10 protein-coding genes are annotated in these 16796 nt (G+C 60.2%); 5 read left to right on the top strand and 5 right to left on the bottom strand.

Translation table 11 applies throughout. The features are described from left to right. Positions 1-55: 55 nt before the first annotated feature. The 4 genes from ligA to PMI23_RS12255 all read right to left on the bottom strand — a co-directional run bounded on the left by ligA (position 56) and on the right by PMI23_RS12255 (position 7847). Positions 56-2413, bottom strand: coding sequence for an NAD-dependent DNA ligase LigA (gene ligA / locus PMI23_RS12270; RefSeq protein WP_007916270.1), 2358 nt, complete (start codon positions 2411-2413; stop codon positions 56-58). Positions 2414-2573: 160 nt separating this feature from the next. Then, positions 2574-3437 (bottom strand): cell division protein ZipA, encoded by an 864-nt coding sequence (gene zipA / locus PMI23_RS12265; protein ID WP_007916269.1) that lies wholly within the window; start codon positions 3435-3437, stop codon positions 2574-2576. Positions 3438-3696: 259 nt separating this feature from the next. Continuing rightward, complete coding sequence (smc, locus tag PMI23_RS12260) at positions 3697-7185, bottom strand: chromosome segregation protein SMC (protein ID WP_007949843.1); 3489 nt, start codon at positions 7183-7185, stop codon at positions 3697-3699. 2 nt (positions 7186-7187) lie between these two features. Further along, positions 7188-7847, bottom strand: a complete 660-nt coding sequence (locus PMI23_RS12255; protein WP_007918384.1) for a GntR family transcriptional regulator — start codon at positions 7845-7847, stop codon at positions 7188-7190. Positions 7848-8115: 268 nt separating this feature from the next. On the opposite strand from PMI23_RS12255, the gene xdhA reads away from it, so the two are divergent. The 4 genes from xdhA to guaD all read left to right on the top strand — a co-directional run bounded on the left by xdhA (position 8116) and on the right by guaD (position 14283). Beyond that, on the top strand, positions 8116-9570 hold the full coding sequence (gene xdhA, locus PMI23_RS12250) for a xanthine dehydrogenase small subunit (RefSeq protein WP_007918383.1): 1455 nt from the start codon (positions 8116-8118) through the stop codon (positions 9568-9570). Next, positions 9563-11962 carry a xanthine dehydrogenase molybdopterin binding subunit gene (gene xdhB / locus PMI23_RS12245; protein ID WP_007918382.1) on the top strand — a complete coding sequence of 800 codons (2400 nt, stop codon included), beginning with the start codon at positions 9563-9565 and terminating at the stop codon, positions 11960-11962. Before xdhA ends, xdhB begins: the two co-directional genes overlap by 8 nt. Before the next feature lie 145 nt (positions 11963-12107). Continuing rightward, on the top strand, positions 12108-12965 hold the full coding sequence (xdhC, locus tag PMI23_RS12240; RefSeq protein WP_007918381.1) for a xanthine dehydrogenase accessory protein XdhC: 858 nt from the start codon (positions 12108-12110) through the stop codon (positions 12963-12965). 13 nt (positions 12966-12978) lie between these two features. Beyond that, positions 12979-14283, top strand: a complete 1305-nt coding sequence (guaD, locus tag PMI23_RS12235) for a guanine deaminase (RefSeq protein ID WP_007918377.1) — start codon at positions 12979-12981, stop codon at positions 14281-14283. A gap of 182 nt (positions 14284-14465) precedes the next feature. Here the strand turns inward: guaD and PMI23_RS12230 are convergent, their stop codons facing one another. Beyond that, entirely contained in the window at positions 14466-15230 is a 765-nt protein-coding gene (locus PMI23_RS12230; RefSeq protein ID WP_007918375.1) for a GntR family transcriptional regulator, read from the bottom strand. 354 nt (positions 15231-15584) lie between these two features. On the opposite strand from PMI23_RS12230, the gene PMI23_RS12225 reads away from it, so the two are divergent. Continuing rightward, a complete protein-coding gene (locus tag PMI23_RS12225) occupies positions 15585-16775 on the top strand; it encodes a benzoate/H(+) symporter BenE family transporter (RefSeq protein ID WP_042704944.1) in 1191 nt (396 codons plus the stop codon). Positions 16776-16796: the final 21 nt, after the last annotated feature.

Genomic DNA, 16796 nt, shown 5'->3' with positions numbered 1-16796 from the left:
CACAGCGGACGCGGAGCGTCCGGGGCGGCATTCCCACGCGGGAGCGTGGGAACGATCAAACGTTCAGGCCATGGGTTTTGAGGAAGGCGATAAACGCTTCTTCGTCCATGACCTTCACGCCCAGCTCATTGGCCTTGGTCAGTTTGGAGCCGGCGCCGGGGCCTGCAACCACACAATGAGTCTTCGCCGACACGGAGCCGGCAACCTTGGCGCCAAGGCTTTCCAGGTGTTCCTTGGCGACATCACGGCTCATCAACTCAACCTTGCCGGTCAGCACCCAGGTCTCGCCGGACAGCGGCAAACCTTCGACGATTTTCTTCTCGCTCTGCCAGTGCATGCCGAAATCGCGCAGTTGCTTTTCGGATGCCTCAGCCAGTTGCCGGTTCTCAGTTAGTGCAAAAAACTCGCGCACCGAATTCGCCTGCTTCTCCGGCAAGGCCTGACGCATGTCCAGCCAGTCAGCATTCATCACCGCTTCCAGCGAGCCGAACTTGTCCGCCAGTTTCTGCGCGCCGCCGGGGCCGACCGAAGGAATGTGCAGCTTGTCGAGGAAGCCACCCAGTGTGGTGCTGGCGGCAAACTCGGCGCCCAGCTCACCCTGATCCTGAATCTGCAAACCATGCCCCAGCAACTCGGTGATGACCTGCTGGTTATGCGCATCTTCAAAGAAGCTGTGAATCTCGTGCGCTACTTCCAGACCGACATCCGGCAGGTAGGTCAGCACTTGCGGCAGCGCCTGCTGCACACGCTCCAGCGAACCCAGCGAGCGCGCCAGCACCTTGGCCGTCTCCTCGCCGACATCGGGAATGCCCAGCGCATAGATGAAACGAGCCAGCCCCGGCTTCTTGCTGTCTTCAATGGCCGCGAGCAACTTGTTGCTGGAGACTTCGGCAAAACCTTCCAGATCGACGATGTCATCGAACTTCAGCGCATACAGGTCGGCCGGCGAACTGACCAGACCTTCATCGACCAACTGCTCGACGCTCTTGTCGCCCAGGCCTTCGATGTCCATCGCCCGGCGCGAGACGAAGTGAATAATCGCTTGCTTCAGTTGCGCACCACAGGCCAGTCGACCCACGCAGCGATACACAGCGCCTTCACTGACGGTTTCCTTGCCCTTGCTGCGTTTGATCAGTTGCGTGCGCTCGACGTGCGAGCCGCACACCGGGCAGCTCTCTGGAATCTGTACCGCGCGCGCGTTTTCCGGACGGCGATCCATGACCACTTGCACCACTTGCGGAATCACATCACCGGCGCGGCGGATGATCACTGTGTCACCGATCATCAGGCCAAGACGCGCGACTTCATCCATGTTGTGCAGCGTGGCGTTGGCCACGGTGACGCCGGCAACCTTGACCGGTTTCAATCGTGCCACCGGCGTAACAGCGCCAGTACGGCCCACCTGAAACTCGACGTCGAGCAGTTCCGTGAGTTCTTCCATCGCCGGGAATTTGTGCGCGATCGCCCAGCGCGGTTCGCGGGCGCGGAAGCCCAGTTCGCGTTGATCGGCAATGCTGTTGACCTTGAACACCACGCCGTCGATTTCGTAAGCCAGCGAGTTACGGCGCTCGCCGATGTCGCGGTAGTAGTCCAGGCATTCGCCGATGCCCTTGGCCAGTTTCAGCTCGTGGCTGATCGGCATGCCCCACTTCTGCAACTGCTTGAGGTTGCCGATGTGCGTGTCGGAGATGTCGTGGGAAACCTGGCCGATGCCGTAGCAGCAGAATTCCAGCGGACGGTTGGCGGTGATCTTCGAATCGAGCTGACGCAAGCTGCCGGCGGCGGCGTTGCGCGGGTTGGCGAAGGTCTTGCCGCCGACTTCCAGTTGCGAGGCGTTAAGACGCTCGAAACCAGCCTTGGACATGAACACTTCACCGCGCACTTCCAGGGTCGCCGGCCAGCCTTCGCCGTGCAATTTCAGCGGGATGTTGCGCACAGTGCGCACGTTGACGCTGATGTCTTCACCGGTGGTGCCGTCGCCGCGCGTGGCGCCGCGTACCAGCACACCATCCTGATAAAGCAGACTGACCGCCAGGCCATCGAGTTTCGGTTCGCAGCTGTACTCCACCGCCGCACCGCCGCCGAACAGATCGCCGGCCGGCAGATCCAGACCTTCGGTGACGCGGCGATCAAATTCGCGCATGTCGGTTTCTTCGAAGGCGTTACCGAGGCTGAGCATCGGCACTTCGTGACGCACCTGAGTGAACGCGGTCAGCGCCACGCTGCCGACGCGCTGAGTTGGCGAGTCGCTGGTGATCAGCTCCGGGTTGGCCGCTTCCAGCGCCTTGAGCTCGTGGAACAACCGGTCGTACTCGGCATCCGGAATACTCGGCTCGTCGAGGACGTGGTAACGGTAGTTGTGCTGATCGAGTTCAGCGCGCAGCTCGAGAATGCGGTTTTTGGCGGCGGTCATGGGTGTTCTCTCATAAAGCAAAAGAGCAGCCGAGGCTGCTCTAATTCATCTATCTCTGGCAGCAGAAGCAAAAGATCGCAGCCTTCGGCAGCTCCTGCAGACATCGCAATCCTGCAGGAGCTGTCGAGTGAAACGAGGCTGCGATCTTTTGATCTTGGCCTTAGCGCTTCTGGGTCAGTGCGCGGCGTTCGAACTCGACGATGCGCTGACGGTAGTGCTCGATGGTCTGCGCGGTGAGGACGCTGCGCTGATCATCTTTCAGTTCGCCGTTCAGTTCCTGCGACAGCTTGCGAGCTGCGGCCACCATCACGTCGAAGGCTTGCTTCGGATGACGCGGGCCTGGCAGGCCGAGGAAGAAGCTCACCGCCGGGGTGCTGAAATGGTCGATGTCGTCCAGATCGAAGATGCCCGGCTTGACCGCATTGGCCATGGAGAACAGCACTTCACCGTTGCCGGCCATGCTTTCGTGACGGTGGAAAATATCCATCTCGCCGAAACGCAAACCGCTTTCGAGGATGTTCTGTAACAATGCCGGGCCTTTGAAACCGGCAGCGTCACGGCAGATCACGCTGATCACCAGCACTTCTTCAGCTTGCGGCTGGTCTTTGTCGACCACCGCCGGCGAAGGCTTGGTGTCTTCGGCGAAATCGTCGTCACGGCTGCTGAAGCTCGGGCCGCCGTCCAGATCCAGGTCGAGGTTCAGATCACCCTGCGCCGGACCGTTGCTGCCACGCTTGCCACGTTTCGAACCGGATTCGCGAGGCTCGCGTGCTTCGCGAGCCGGCATGCTCACCGACGGCAGATCGTGTTCGTCCAGCTGTGGTTCTTTATGGTTGTCCAGAACACGGGCCGGGCCCAACAGCTCAGCGCTGGTGTCCTCGTCCGGCAGGTTGGACAGACTTCGGTCAAGACGGAATTTCAGTTTTCCCTTGCCGCCGCGCATACGGCGCCAGCCATCGAAAAGAATACCGGCTATCACAATGATGCCGATGACGATCAGCCACTCGCGCAGACCGATTTCCATGTAATCCCGTGCCTCTATAAAAAATGCTGAAAAATAAGGGGTTTACATTGTGCAAACCGCTTTAAAACGTGGCGCCAACTCTATGTTCTGACAGGCGTTTTGCCCACGTATACGAAAAATTGACATTAAACTAGCACGACCAAAGACAACTTTACACCGTCTGTCTCATTGGCTTGCGCGAATATGTCGATTGGCCAGCAAGTCGAACCCGGTAAAAAAGTCCTACAACACCAAATTACCTTTCCGACACCACGCTGACTCAGGCGTCCACCATCGCCATCGCCTCCTCGACATCCACGGCTACCAGTCGCGAACAACCCGGTTCATGCATCGTCACGCCCATCAACTGCTCGGCCATTTCCATGGCGATCTTGTTGTGGGTGATATAGATGAACTGCACGGTCTGCGACATCTCCTTAACCAAGCGTGCGTAGCGTCCAACGTTAGCGTCATCCAGTGGCGCGTCAACCTCATCGAGCATGCAGAACGGCGCCGGGTTCAATTTGAAGATGGCAAAAACCAGTGCCAGCGCCGTCAGGGCTTTTTCCCCCCCGGAGAGCAAATGGATGGTGCTGTTCTTCTTCCCTGGCGGCTGCGCCATGATCGTTACCCCTGTATCGAGTAGATCTTCGCCCGTCAGTTCCAAATACGCGCGCCCGCCACCGAAAACTTTTGGGAAAAGCGCCTGTAAACCACCATTGATCTGATCAAAGGTATCTTTGAAGCGGTTACGGGTTTCCTTGTCGATCTTGCGAATGACGTTTTCCAGGGTCTCCAGCGCTTCGACCAGATCGGCGTCCTGCGCATCCAGATAACGCTTACGCTCGGACTGTTGCGTGTATTCGTCGATGGCCGCGAGGTTGATCGCACCCAGGCGCTGAATCCGCGCATTGATGCGTTCGAGTTCTTCTTCGGCTTCGCGTTCACTGGCTTGCGCGGTTAATGTCGCGAGCACGCCGTTGAGATCGTAGCCGTCTTCGAGCAATTGATCCTGCAAGGCCTTGCGGCGCACGGTCAGGGCTTGCCATTCCATACGCTGCTGTTCGAGTTGACCGCGAATCAGCTGCGATTGCTGCTCGGCCTGCGTCCGGCGTTTTTCCGCGTCGCGCAATTCGCGATCGGCATCTTCCAAAGCGATCTGCGCGGTCTTCAGTTCTTCATCGACGGTCATGCGCTTGTCGAGCAGTTCTTCGAGTTTCAGACGCAGCTCTTCCAGCGGCGCCTCGCCCTCCTCCAGGTTCAGACTCAACTGTTCGCGTTTTTCGGTGAGGCGCTCGGCCTGCATTTCCAGACGCTCCAGCGCCTGGCGCGTGGAGTCGTGCTGCGCGCGCAATGAGCCAAGACGCACGGCCAATTGATGGGCGTGATCCTTGTGCTGCCGCGCTTCCTGACGCACGCGGTCGAGGCGTTCGCGCAGGCTGTCGCGCTGAGCCAACAGCAATTCGCGTTGCTCGGTGTCCAGCGCCATGGCATCCAGCGCTTCCTGCAATTGCATGCGCGCTTCGCCGATTTGTTCGTGCTCGAGTTCGCGCTGTTCGCCGAGCTCGACCAGTTCTTCATCAAGACGGGTACGACGCAGCGTCAACTGTTCGGCCTTGGCTTTGCCGGCAGATAACTGCGCTTTCAGTTCACCTTGCTGACGCGCTTCGTCTTGCAGCAAACGACGTAAATGTTCGCGGCCGTTTTCCTGCTGACGCTGTTGTGCGCGCAGGGTTTGCAGACGGGTTTCCATGGCCTCGACCGTGGCTTCTTTCTCTTCGCGTTCGAGGTGCAACGCTTCGATTTCCTGGCCACGGGCGAGCATGCCGCTTTCCGCTTCGCTGGCCCGGCGCACGCGCAAGAAATGCCGGCCGACCCAGTAACCGTCGCGGCTGATCAAACTCTCGCCAGCGCTCAACTGCCCGCGCAAGACCAAAGCCTGTTCAAGGCTGTCGACCGGTTTGACCTGACCGAGCCACGGCGACAGATCGATCTGCGCGTCGACCTTGTCGAGCAAGCTGCCAGCGACGCGCACGCCATCGCTGGCCGGGCTGAGCAGGCGCAGATCGCCTTGGGTGAAACCGGATAAATCGAAACCGCTGAAATCGTCGACCAGCACCGCTTGCAGGTCAGCGCCGAGCACGGTTTCCACCGCCAATTCCCAACCGGCCTCAACCTTCAGGCCTTCGGCCAGGCGCGGGCGCTCGGCGAGGTTGTGTTCCTTCAGCCATTCGGCGGTGCCGGTGCCCGGGTCGAGCGCGGCTTGCTGCAAGGCTTCGAGGGACGCGAGGCGACCGTTAAGACGCTGCAAATCGCCCTGCGCCTGTTGTTGCGCGGTCAACGCCTGCTGCAATTCCTGACGCAGTTGTTCAAGCTTTTCGACCTGCGCTTCTTCGCTGGTCTGCAGGTCTTCGAGGGTCGCTTCCGACTCGGCGAGCTGCTCGTTGAGTTCCATGATCGCCGCGTCTTCCGGGTCAGCCGAAAGCAACGCGCGCTCTTCGCCGAGACGTTTTTGCCGGTCGGCGAGACGCTCCATGCTGGTTTCCAGCTGCTGGATGCGCGACTGTTGCACTTCGGCCTGACGACGCGGTTCGGCAGCGGTCAGGTTGAAAGCGTCCCACTGCTCCTGCCAGCCGTGCATGACCGATTCGGAATCTTCCAGCGCGGCAGCGGCTTCTTCGGCGGCGGCGCTGGTGACTTCCTGCTCGGGGGTGAGCATGTCCAGCTCTTCGCCGAGGGTCAGCAGCAACGTGCGGTCGTGGCCCAGGTGCGATTCGGTTTCCAGGCGTGCGCGTTCGGCTTCTTTCAAGTCGTCCTGCAACTGCCGCAGACGTTGCTGGCCGTGCTGAATACTCTGTTCGACCCGGGCGATGTCGCCGCCGACCGAATAGAAGCGCCCCTGCACCAGATTGAAGCGCTCGGACAGGTCATGGTGACCGTCACGCAGGCGTTCGATGGCCGCATCCGCATTACGCTGCTCAGCAACCAAGGCTTCGAAACTGATTTCCTGGGTACCGATGATTGACTCGCGCTGGCCGACCTGATCGTTGAGATCCTGCCAGCGCAAGGCCGACAGTTGCGCCTTGAGCTGACGCTCCTCGGCTTTGAATTCCTGATACTTCTTCGCCGCTTCGGCCTGGCGGTGCAGGCGCTCGAGTTGACGCTCGAGCTCTTCGCGCAGGTCAGTCAGACGCGCGAGGTTTTCGTGGGTACGGCGGATACGGTTTTCGGTCTCGCGGCGACGCTCCTTGTACTTGGAGATGCCGGCCGCTTCTTCGATGAAGTTACGCAGGTCTTCAGGCTTGGACTCGATCAGCTTGGAGATCATCCCCTGCTCGATGATCGAATAGCTGCGCGGGCCGAGACCGGTGCCGAGGAAAATATCGGTGATGTCGCGACGACGGCATTTGGTGCCGTTGAGGTAATAGGTGGTCTGGCTGTCGCGGGTGACTTTGCGGCGGATGGAAATCTCCGCGTAGGCCGCGTACTCGCCGAGCAAGGTGCCATCGGAGTTGTCGAAGACCAGTTCGATACTGGCCTGACTCACCGGTTTGCGGCTGGTCGAGCCATTGAAGATGACGTCGGTCATCGACTCGCCACGGAGGTTCTTCGCCGAACTTTCGCCCATCACCCAGCGTACGGCGTCGATGATGTTCGACTTGCCGCAACCGTTCGGCCCGACGACCGCCGCCATGTTACTGGGGAAGTTCACCGTGGTCGGGTCGACGAAGGATTTGAATCCCGCCAGTTTGATGCACTTGAGCCGCACGCTTAGGCAACCGTCAGGGCGGAAACCACCAGATCGCAGCTGCGCTGGGCATAAGCCGTCAGCACGATGCGGATCTGCGGTAAATCACGAGCAAGCACGGCGGCCAGCAGGCGTTCGAACAGTTCGAGGAACTCGCTCATTGAAGCCTTGCGCTGTTCGAGGGCGAGGAAGTAGGCGCGGCTCATCGCCGGTTGCAGGTTCTCGACGGTCTCTTGCAGGTACGGGTTGTTGGCGAACGGATAGGCGGCGCGCATCACGGCGAAGCTTTCATCGACGAAGCTGCGGATGTCCTGACGCTCGTAGCTGGCGGTCAGGCGCTGCTGGATCTGCACGAACGGCGCCATGTCCGACTGCACTTGCCAGCCATTGGCCACCGAATTGCCGAGCAGGATGTACAACTCGCTCATCAGCGTGCATAGGCTCTGCACCTTGTGCGGCGTCAGTTCGGTGACGTGCGCGCCACGACGCGGCAGGATCGCGATCAGGTGGCGGCGTTCGAGGATCAACAAGGCTTCGCGGACCGAACCGCGGCTGACGTTCAGCGCCAGCGTGACCTTCTGTTCCTGGATGCGCTCTCCCGGCTTCATTTCGCCACGAATGATGCGTTCGGCGAGGTGGTGAGCGATTTGCTCGGCGAGGCTGTCCGGCGCCTTGAACGTCATGGTTGTCCTTCAAACTCTATCGATCTGCACAAGCGGCGCAGTGTAGCGCAAATGCACGGTCATGGCGGAGTGCCCACTCAGCGGTTTTTGGCACGATTCCCGCAAAAAAGCAGGGGATCCAATGAGGGTCAATACTGAATAGACACGTAGTTGATCGACGAAACGCATTTTCCTGACCTTTAAGTCAGAAAACCATTGACCGAAAAGTCAGACCTGCTAAATTCGGTTCACGTCGGTTAACAACAATAATGAGTCTGCGAGGCCTTCCGTGATCCAGTTTTTACTTAACCAGGAACTCCGTAGCGAGCACGCCCTGGACCCGAATCTGACTGCGCTCAATTACCTGCGTGAACACGTGGGCAAGTCCGGCACCAAAGAAGGTTGCGCCAGCGGTGACTGCGGCGCCTGCACCGTGGTGGTCGGCGAGTTACAGACGGATGACGCTGGCCGCGAACACATTCGCTATCGCAGCCTCAACTCGTGCCTGACCTTTGTGTCGTCGTTGCACGGCAAACAACTGATCAGCGTGGAAGACCTCAAACACCAAGGCGAACTGCACAGCGTGCAGAAAGCCATGGTCGAGTGCCATGGCTCGCAGTGCGGTTTCTGCACCCCCGGCTTCGTCATGTCGCTGTTCGCCCTGCAAAAGAACAGCGATGCACCGGATCAGGCCAAGGCCCACGAAGCGCTGGCCGGCAACCTCTGCCGCTGCACTGGCTACCGGCCGATTCTGGCCGCTGCCGAACAATCCTGCTGCGGCAAGCAAGCGGATCAGTTCGATGCCCGCGAAGCGGAAACCATCGCCCGCCTGAAAGCCATCGCCCCGACCGATATCGGCGAACTCAACAGCGGCGACAAACGCTGCCTGGTGCCGCTGACCGTCGCTGATCTGGCCGACCTTTATGACGCGTACCCACAAGCGCGCCTGCTCGCCGGCGGCACCGATCTGGCACTGGAAGTCACTCAGTTCCACCGCACTTTGCCGGTGATGATCTATGTCGGCAACGTCGCCGAAATGAAGCGCATCGAAACCTTCGAAGACCGCATCGAAATCGGCGCCGCCACCGCCCTCTCCGACTGCTACGAAGCGTTGAACGCCGAGTACCCGGATTTCGGCGAACTGCTGCACCGCTTCGCCTCGCTGCAAATCCGCAACCAGGGCACCCTCGGCGGCAACATCGGCAACGCCTCGCCGATCGGTGACTCGCCACCGCTGCTGATCGCCCTCGGCGCGCAGGTGGTGCTGTGCAAAGGCGAAACCCGCCGCACCCTGAACCTCGAGGATTACTTCATCGACTACAAAGTCACCGCCCGTCAGGAAAGTGAATTCATCGAGAAGATCATCGTGCCGCGCGCCAGCGCCGAGCAATTGTTCCGTGCCTACAAAGTCTCCAAGCGTCTGGACGACGACATCTCCGCCGTCTGCGCCGCGTTCAACCTGCGCGTCGAAAACGGCGTAATCACCGATGCGCGCATGGCGTTCGGTGGTATGGCCGCGATCCCGAAACGCGCCGCCCACTGTGAAGCCGCACTGATCGGTGCGCCGTTCAACAACGCCGTGGTCGAGCGCGCCTGCGCTGCACTGGCGGAAGATTTCACCCCGCTCTCGGACTTCCGCGCCAGCAAGGAATATCGCCTGCTCAGCGCGCAGAACCTACTGCGCAAATACTTCATCGAACTGCAAACACCGCACATCGAGACTCGGGTGACCGCTTATGTCTAACCATCACGGCGTAGAGAAAACTCAAGCTGAACTGGCTGAATTGTTCGCCAAGGACCTGACCTCCGGTGTCGGCCGCAGCGTCAAGCACGACAGCGCCGCCAAGCACGTGTCTGGTGAGGCGCAGTACATCGATGACCGCCTGGAATTTCCCAACCAGTTGCACCTGTACGCACGCCTGTCGGACCGCGCCCACGCAAAAATCATCAGCATCGACACCTCGCCGTGCTACGCCTTCGAAGGCGTGCGCATCGCCATCACCCACGAAGACGTGCCGGGCCTGAAAGACATAGGCCCATTGTTGCCGGGCGACCCGCTGCTGGCCATCGATGACGTGCAATTCGTCGGTCAACCGGTGCTCGCCGTCGCCGCGAAAGATCTGGAAACCGCGCGCAAAGCCGCGATGGCGGCGATCATCGAATACGAAGATCTCGAGCCGGTGCTGGACGTCGTCGAAGCCCTGCGCAAACGCCATTTCGTGCTCGACAGCCACACCCACCAGCGCGGCGATTCGGTCTCGGCACTGGCGACCGCTGAACATCGCATTCAAGGCACGCTGCACATCGGCGGTCAGGAACACTTTTATCTGGAGACACAAATCTCCTCGGTGATGCCCACCGAAGACGGCGGCATGATCGTCTACTGCTCGACGCAGAACCCGACCGAAGTGCAGAAACTGGTCGCCGAAGTGCTCGACGTATCGATGAATAAAATCGTCGTCGACATGCGCCGCATGGGCGGTGGTTTCGGCGGCAAGGAAACTCAAGCCGCCAGCCCGGCGTGCCTGTGCGCGGTGGTTGCGCACCTCACCGGTCAGCCGACCAAGATGCGCCTGCCGCGCGTCGAAGACATGCTGATGACCGGCAAGCGTCACCCGTTCTACGTCGAATACGACGTCGGCTTCGACAGCACCGGACGCCTGCACGGGATCAACATGGATCTGGCCGGCAACTGCGGCTGCTCGCCGGACTTGTCCGCGTCGATCGTTGACCGGGCGATGTTCCACTCGGACAACTCGTACTACCTCGGCGATGCGACCATCAACGGGCACCGCTGCAAGACCAACACCGCGTCGAACACCGCTTACCGTGGTTTCGGTGGTCCGCAAGGCATGGTCGCGATCGAGGAAGTGATGGACGCGATTGCTCGTCACCTGCAACTCGACCCACTCGCGGTGCGCAAGGCCAACTACTACGGCAAGACCGAGCGCAACGTCACCCACTACTACCAGACCGTCGAGCACAACATGCTCGAAGAGATGACCGCCGAACTGGAAGAAAGCAGCCAGTACCACGAGCGCCGCGAAGCCATTCGTCGCTACAACGCCAACAGCCCGATCCTGAAAAAAGGCCTAGCGCTGACCCCGGTGAAATTCGGCATTTCCTTCACCGCCAGCTTCTTGAACCAGGCCGGCGCGCTGATCCACATTTACACCGATGGCAGCATCCACCTGAACCATGGCGGCACGGAAATGGGTCAGGGCCTGAACACCAAAGTCGCGCAGGTCGTGGCCGAAGTGTTCCAGGTCGAAATCGATCGGGTGCAGATCACCGCGACCAACACCGACAAGGTGCCGAACACCTCGCCGACGGCAGCGTCGAGCGGTGCCGACTTGAACGGTAAAGCGGCGCAGAACGCGGCGGAAATCATCAAGAAACGCCTGATCGAATTCGCTGCCCGTCACTTCAAAGTCACTGAAGAAGACGTTGAATTCCACAACGGCCATGTGCGTGTTCGCGACCATATCCTGACCTTTGAAGCGCTGATCCAGCAGGCGTATTTCAATCAGGTGTCGCTGTCGAGCACTGGCTTCTACAAGACTCCGAAAATCTACTACGACCGCAGCCAGGCGCGTGGGCGTCCGTTCTACTACTTCGCCTTCGGCGCGGCGTGCTGCGAAGTGATCGTCGACACCCTGACCGGCGAGTACAAGATGCTGCGCACCGACATTCTTCACGACGTCGGCGCCTCGCTGAACCCGTCCATCGACATCGGTCAGGTCGAGGGTGGCTTCATCCAGGGCATGGGCTGGCTGACCATGGAAGAGCTGGTCTGGAACAACAAAGGCAAGCTGATGACCAACGGCCCGGCCAGCTACAAGATCCCGGCGGTGGCGGACATGCCTCTGGATCTGCGGGTGAAACTGGTGGAAAACCGCAAGAACCCGGAAGACACCGTGTTCCATTCCAAGGCTGTCGGTGAACCGCCGTTCATGCTCGGGATTGCTTCGTGGTGTGCGATCAAGGATGCGGTGGCAAGCCTCGGTGATTACAAGCATCAGCCGCAGATCGATGCGCCGGCGACGCCGGAGCGGGTGTTATGGGGTTGCGAGCAGATGCGTCAGCTGAAAGCGGTGAAAGCCGTTGAAGCTGAAACCGAGCTGGCTCCGCTCTAAAGACCGAGGCGCGGCCAATCGCTGGCAAGCCAGCTCCCACAGGTTTTTGTGGCGTTTAACCGATAGGCGTTACACCGCAAATCCTGTGGGAGCTGGCTTGCCAGCGATGAGGCCCGAACAGACAACGATGTTGTAGGGGTGAACTATGTACAACTGGATCGACGCCCTCGCCGACCTGCAGAACCAGGGCGAACCCTGTGTGCTGGTGACGATCATCGAAGAACTCGGCTCGACGCCACGCAACGCCGGTTCGAAAATGGTCATCAGCGCTAACCAGAGCTTCGACACCATTGGTGGCGGGCATCTGGAATACAAAGCCATGCAGATCGCCCGCGACATGCTCGCCAGCGGCAAGCAGGACACTCATCTGGAGCGCTTCAGCCTTGGCGCCAGCCTGGGCCAGTGCTGCGGCGGCGCCACCGTGTTGCTGTTCGAACCGATGGGCCAGGTGCAGGCGCAAATCGCCGTGTTCGGTGCCGGTCACGTTGGCCGCGCTTTGGTGCCGCTGCTCGCCAGCCTGCCCTGCCGGGTGCGCTGGATCGATTCGCGCGAGGCCGAATTCCCCGAACAGATCCCCCACGGCGTGCGTAAAATCGTTTCCGAAGAGCCTGTGGATGAAATCGATGAGCTGCCCGCCGGCAGTTATTGCATCGTCATGACCCACAACCATCAGCTCGACCTTGAACTCACTGCCGCGATCCTCAAGCGCAACGACTTCGCCTACTTCGGCCTGATCGGTTCGAAGACCAAACGCGCGAAGTTCGAACACCGTTTGCGTGATCGCGGTTTCGACAGCGGCGGCGTGCAACGCATGCGCTGCCCGATGGGCATCGGCGAAGTCAAAGGCAAACTGCCTGTGGAAATCGCCATCTCCATCGCCGGCGAAATCATCGCCACCTACAACGCCAACTTCGGCCAGCAGACTGCCAGCGCCGAACCGATTGCCAAACTGCTGCCGGTTTCGCGGCGCAGTCAGGCGACCAAACTCAAAGCCTCAAACTGATTAGAGAACCCTCATGCCTCTGACTCGCAAAGCCTACCGCGCCGCCATCCTGCACAGCATCGCCGACCCCGCCGAAGTCGGGATCGAAGCCTCCTACGAATATTTCGAGGACGGCCTGCTGGTGGTCGATGGCGGCAAGATCAGCGCCCTTGGCCACGCCAGTGATTTGCTGCCGACGTTGCCGGCGGACATCGAAATCGAGCACTACCAGGACGCGTTGATCACCCCGGGCTTCATCGACACCCACATTCACCTGCCGCAAACCGGCATGGTCGGTGCCTACGGCGAGCAATTGCTCGACTGGCTGAACACCTACACCTTCCCGTGCGAAAGCCAGTTCGGCGACAAGGCCCACGCCGATGAGGTCGCGGACATTTTCATCAAGGAACTGCTGCGCAACGGCACCACCACCGCGCTGGTCTTCGGCAGCGTGCACCCGCAGTCGGTAAACTCGTTCTTCGAAGCCGCCGAAAAGCTCGACCTGCGCATGATCGCCGGCAAGGTGATGATGGACCGCAACGCGCCGGACTACCTGACCGACACCGCCGAATCGAGCTACGTCGAAAGCAAGTCGCTGATCGAGCGCTGGCACGGCAAGGGTCGTCTGCACTATGCAGTTACTCCACGCTTCGCGCCGACCAGTACTCCGGAACAACTGACCCTCGCCGGGCAACTGCTGAGCGAATACCCGGATCTGTACATGCAGACCCACATCAGCGAAAACCTCAAGGAAATCGAGTGGGTCAAGGAGCTGTTCCCGGAGCGCAAGGGCTATCTCGACGTTTACGATCACTACCAATTGCTCGGCGAGCGCTCGGTATTCGCCCACGGCGTGCACCTGTGCGACGACGAATGCGCGCGCCTGGCGGAAACCGGCTCGGCGATCTCGTTCTGCCCGACCTCGAACTTGTTCCTCGGCAGCGGCTTGTTCAACTTGCCGATGGCCGAGAAGCACAAACTCAATGTCGGTCTGGGCACTGACGTCGGTGGCGGCACCAGTTTCTCGCTGCTGCAAACACTGAACGAAGCGTACAAAGTGATGCAACTGCAAGGTGCGCGACTGAGCCCGTTCAAGTCGCTGTATCTGGCGACGCTGGGCGGCGCGCGGGCGCTGCGTCTGGAAGACAAGATCGGCAACCTGCAACCGGGTTCGGATGCTGACTTCCTGGTGCTCGATTACAACGCCACACCGCTGCTGAGCTACCGCTTGAAGCAGGCCAACAACATTGCCGAAACGTTGTTTGTTCTGATGACGCTGGGCGATGACCGCACGGTGCAGCAGACGTATGCGGCAGGTGCTTTGGTGCATCAGCGCTAAGCTTTTCCAAGGCATAAAAAATCCCCCGGTGGTGTGTACCCCGGGGGATTTTTTGTTGCCTGTCAGATTGCTATCGCTGGCAAGCCAGCTCCCACAGGTTTCTCGATGTATCGCAGATTTGGTGAACCCCACAACTCCCTGTGGGAGCTGGCTTGCCAGCGATTGGGGCGACTCGGTGTCATTTAGAGCTTGGCCGCAGGGCGCCCCGGCTTCTTGGTCTGCAACAAATGCGAGAACACCGCATGCAGATCATCCGACGCGCCTTCCTCATCGAGGTTGAGCTTGCTGTCGATGTGATCCATGTGATGCATCATCAGATTCACCGCCAACTCACCGTCACGTTTCTCGATCGCGTCGATCAACTGGGTGTGTTCGTCATACGAGCAGTGCGAACGGTTGCCGCTTTCGTACTGGGCAATGATCAGCGACGTCTGCGAAACGAGGCTGCGCTGGAAGCTGATCAACGGGGCGTTCATCGCCGCTTCCGCCAGTTTCAGGTGGAATTCGCCCGACAGCCGAATACCGGCGCCGCGATCACCGCGCGAGAAGCTGTCGCGCTCGTCGTTGACCATCTGGCGCAACTCGGCAATCTGCTCGGCGGTGGCGTGTTGCACGGCCAACTCTGTGATCGCGCGCTCGACCAGACGGCGAGCGAGAAACACCTGACGCGCCTCTTCAACACTCGGGCTGGCGACGACGGCGCCACGGTTCGGCCGCAACAGCACCACGCCCTCATGGGCCAGACGCGACAGCGCGCGGCGAATGATGGTGCGGCTGACCCCGAAGATTTCCCCCAGCGCTTCTTCGCTCAATTTTGTGCCGGGCGCCAGACGCTGTTCGAGGATGGCCTCGAAGATATGCGCGTAGACAATATCGTCCTGGGTACCGCTGCGGCCGGCTTTGCCTGCTCGCGGTTGTTTCTTGAGGGGTTGCAACTGTTCGTTCATGGGCACTCGAGTCGGGAGAACTGCGGCGAATAGACCGTGACTGTAATACGGCACAGTAGGTCGCTGGCAAGTATCGCGTAAAAAACAGCGCGATTGTACACAATGGATGGTGGCAACACGACTGTATGGCTGTTTGTGACCTCCGCTGTATTGCAACGATCCGTTACGTTTGAGTTTAGGCTTGATCGCAGAATCCGCTGCCAGAACACCACCTACCCTGTAGCAGCTGCCGAAGGCTGCGATCTTTTGACTTTGATTTTGAGAAGCTAGATCAACAGATCGCAGACTTCGGCAGCTCCTACAAGGGTTAGCGCTATGGCGGACATCTTCATTGGTATAAGGAACACCGCCGTCATGAACGACGCCACGCACACTCAATTGCGGCCCTTCTCCGACACCTCGCCGTCGGCCATCGTCGCCGGTTTCATTGCGATGATGACCGGCTACACCAGCTCGCTGGTGCTGATGTTCCAGGCCGGGCAAGCGGCGGGCCTGACCAGCGGGCAGATTTCTTCGTGGATCTGGGCGATCTCGATCGGCATGGCGGTGTGTTCGATCGGCCTCTCGCTGCGTTATCGCACGCCCATCACCATCGCCTGGTCGACACCGGGCGCAGCGTTGCTGATCACCAGCCTCGGCGGCGTCAGTTATGGCGAGGCCATTGGCGCCTACATCACCTGCGCCGTGCTGGTGACGATCTGCGGCCTGACCGGCAGCTTCGAACGCCTGGTAAAAAAGATCCCGGCCTCCTTGGCGGCAGCATTACTGGCGGGGATTCTGTTCAAGATCGGCAGCGAAATCTTCGTTGCCGCGCAGCATCGCACCGGGCTGGTGCTGGGAATGTTCTTCACTTATTTGCTGGTCAAGCGTCTGTCGCCGCGTTATGCCGTGCTCGCCGCGCTGCTGATCGGCACCGCGCTGTCTGGCTTCATGGGGCTGCTGGATTTCAGCGGCTTTCATCTGGAAGTGGCGACGCCGGTGTGGACCACGCCGCACTTCTCGTTGGCAGCGACCATCAGCATTGGCATTCCGCTGTTCGTGGTCGCGATGACCTCGCAGAACATGCCCGGCATCGCCGTCCTGCGCGCCGACGGTTACAACGTCCCGGCCTCGCCGCTGATCACCACCACCGGCATCGCTTCACTATTACTGGCGCCGTTCGGCTCCCACGGCATCAACCTCGCCGCCATCAGCGCGGCGATTTGCACCGGGCCGCATGCCCATGAGGATCGCAACAAGCGCTACACCGCTGCGGTCTGGTGCGGGATTTTCTACGGGATTGCCGGGGTGTTCGGCGCCACGTTGGCAGCGCTGTTTGCCGCGCTGCCGAAGGAATTGGTGCTGTCGATTGCCGCGCTGGCGCTGTTTGGTTCGATCATCAATGGTTTGAGCATTGCCATGGCCGAGGTGAAGGAACGGGAGGCGGCGTTGATTACCTTTATGGTCACGGCGTCGGGGCTGACGTTGTTTTCCATTGGTTCGGCGTTTTGGGGGATTGTCGCGGGGGTTTTGACGCTGGTGATTTTGAATTGGCGTAAAGCCTGAGGTCAAAAGCCCCTCACCCTA

This window comes from Pseudomonas sp. GM24 (genome assembly GCF_000282235.1).
Taxonomy (GTDB): Bacteria; Pseudomonadota; Gammaproteobacteria; order Pseudomonadales; family Pseudomonadaceae; genus Aquipseudomonas.
This window is presented reverse-complemented; position numbering and strand designations above follow the sequence as displayed.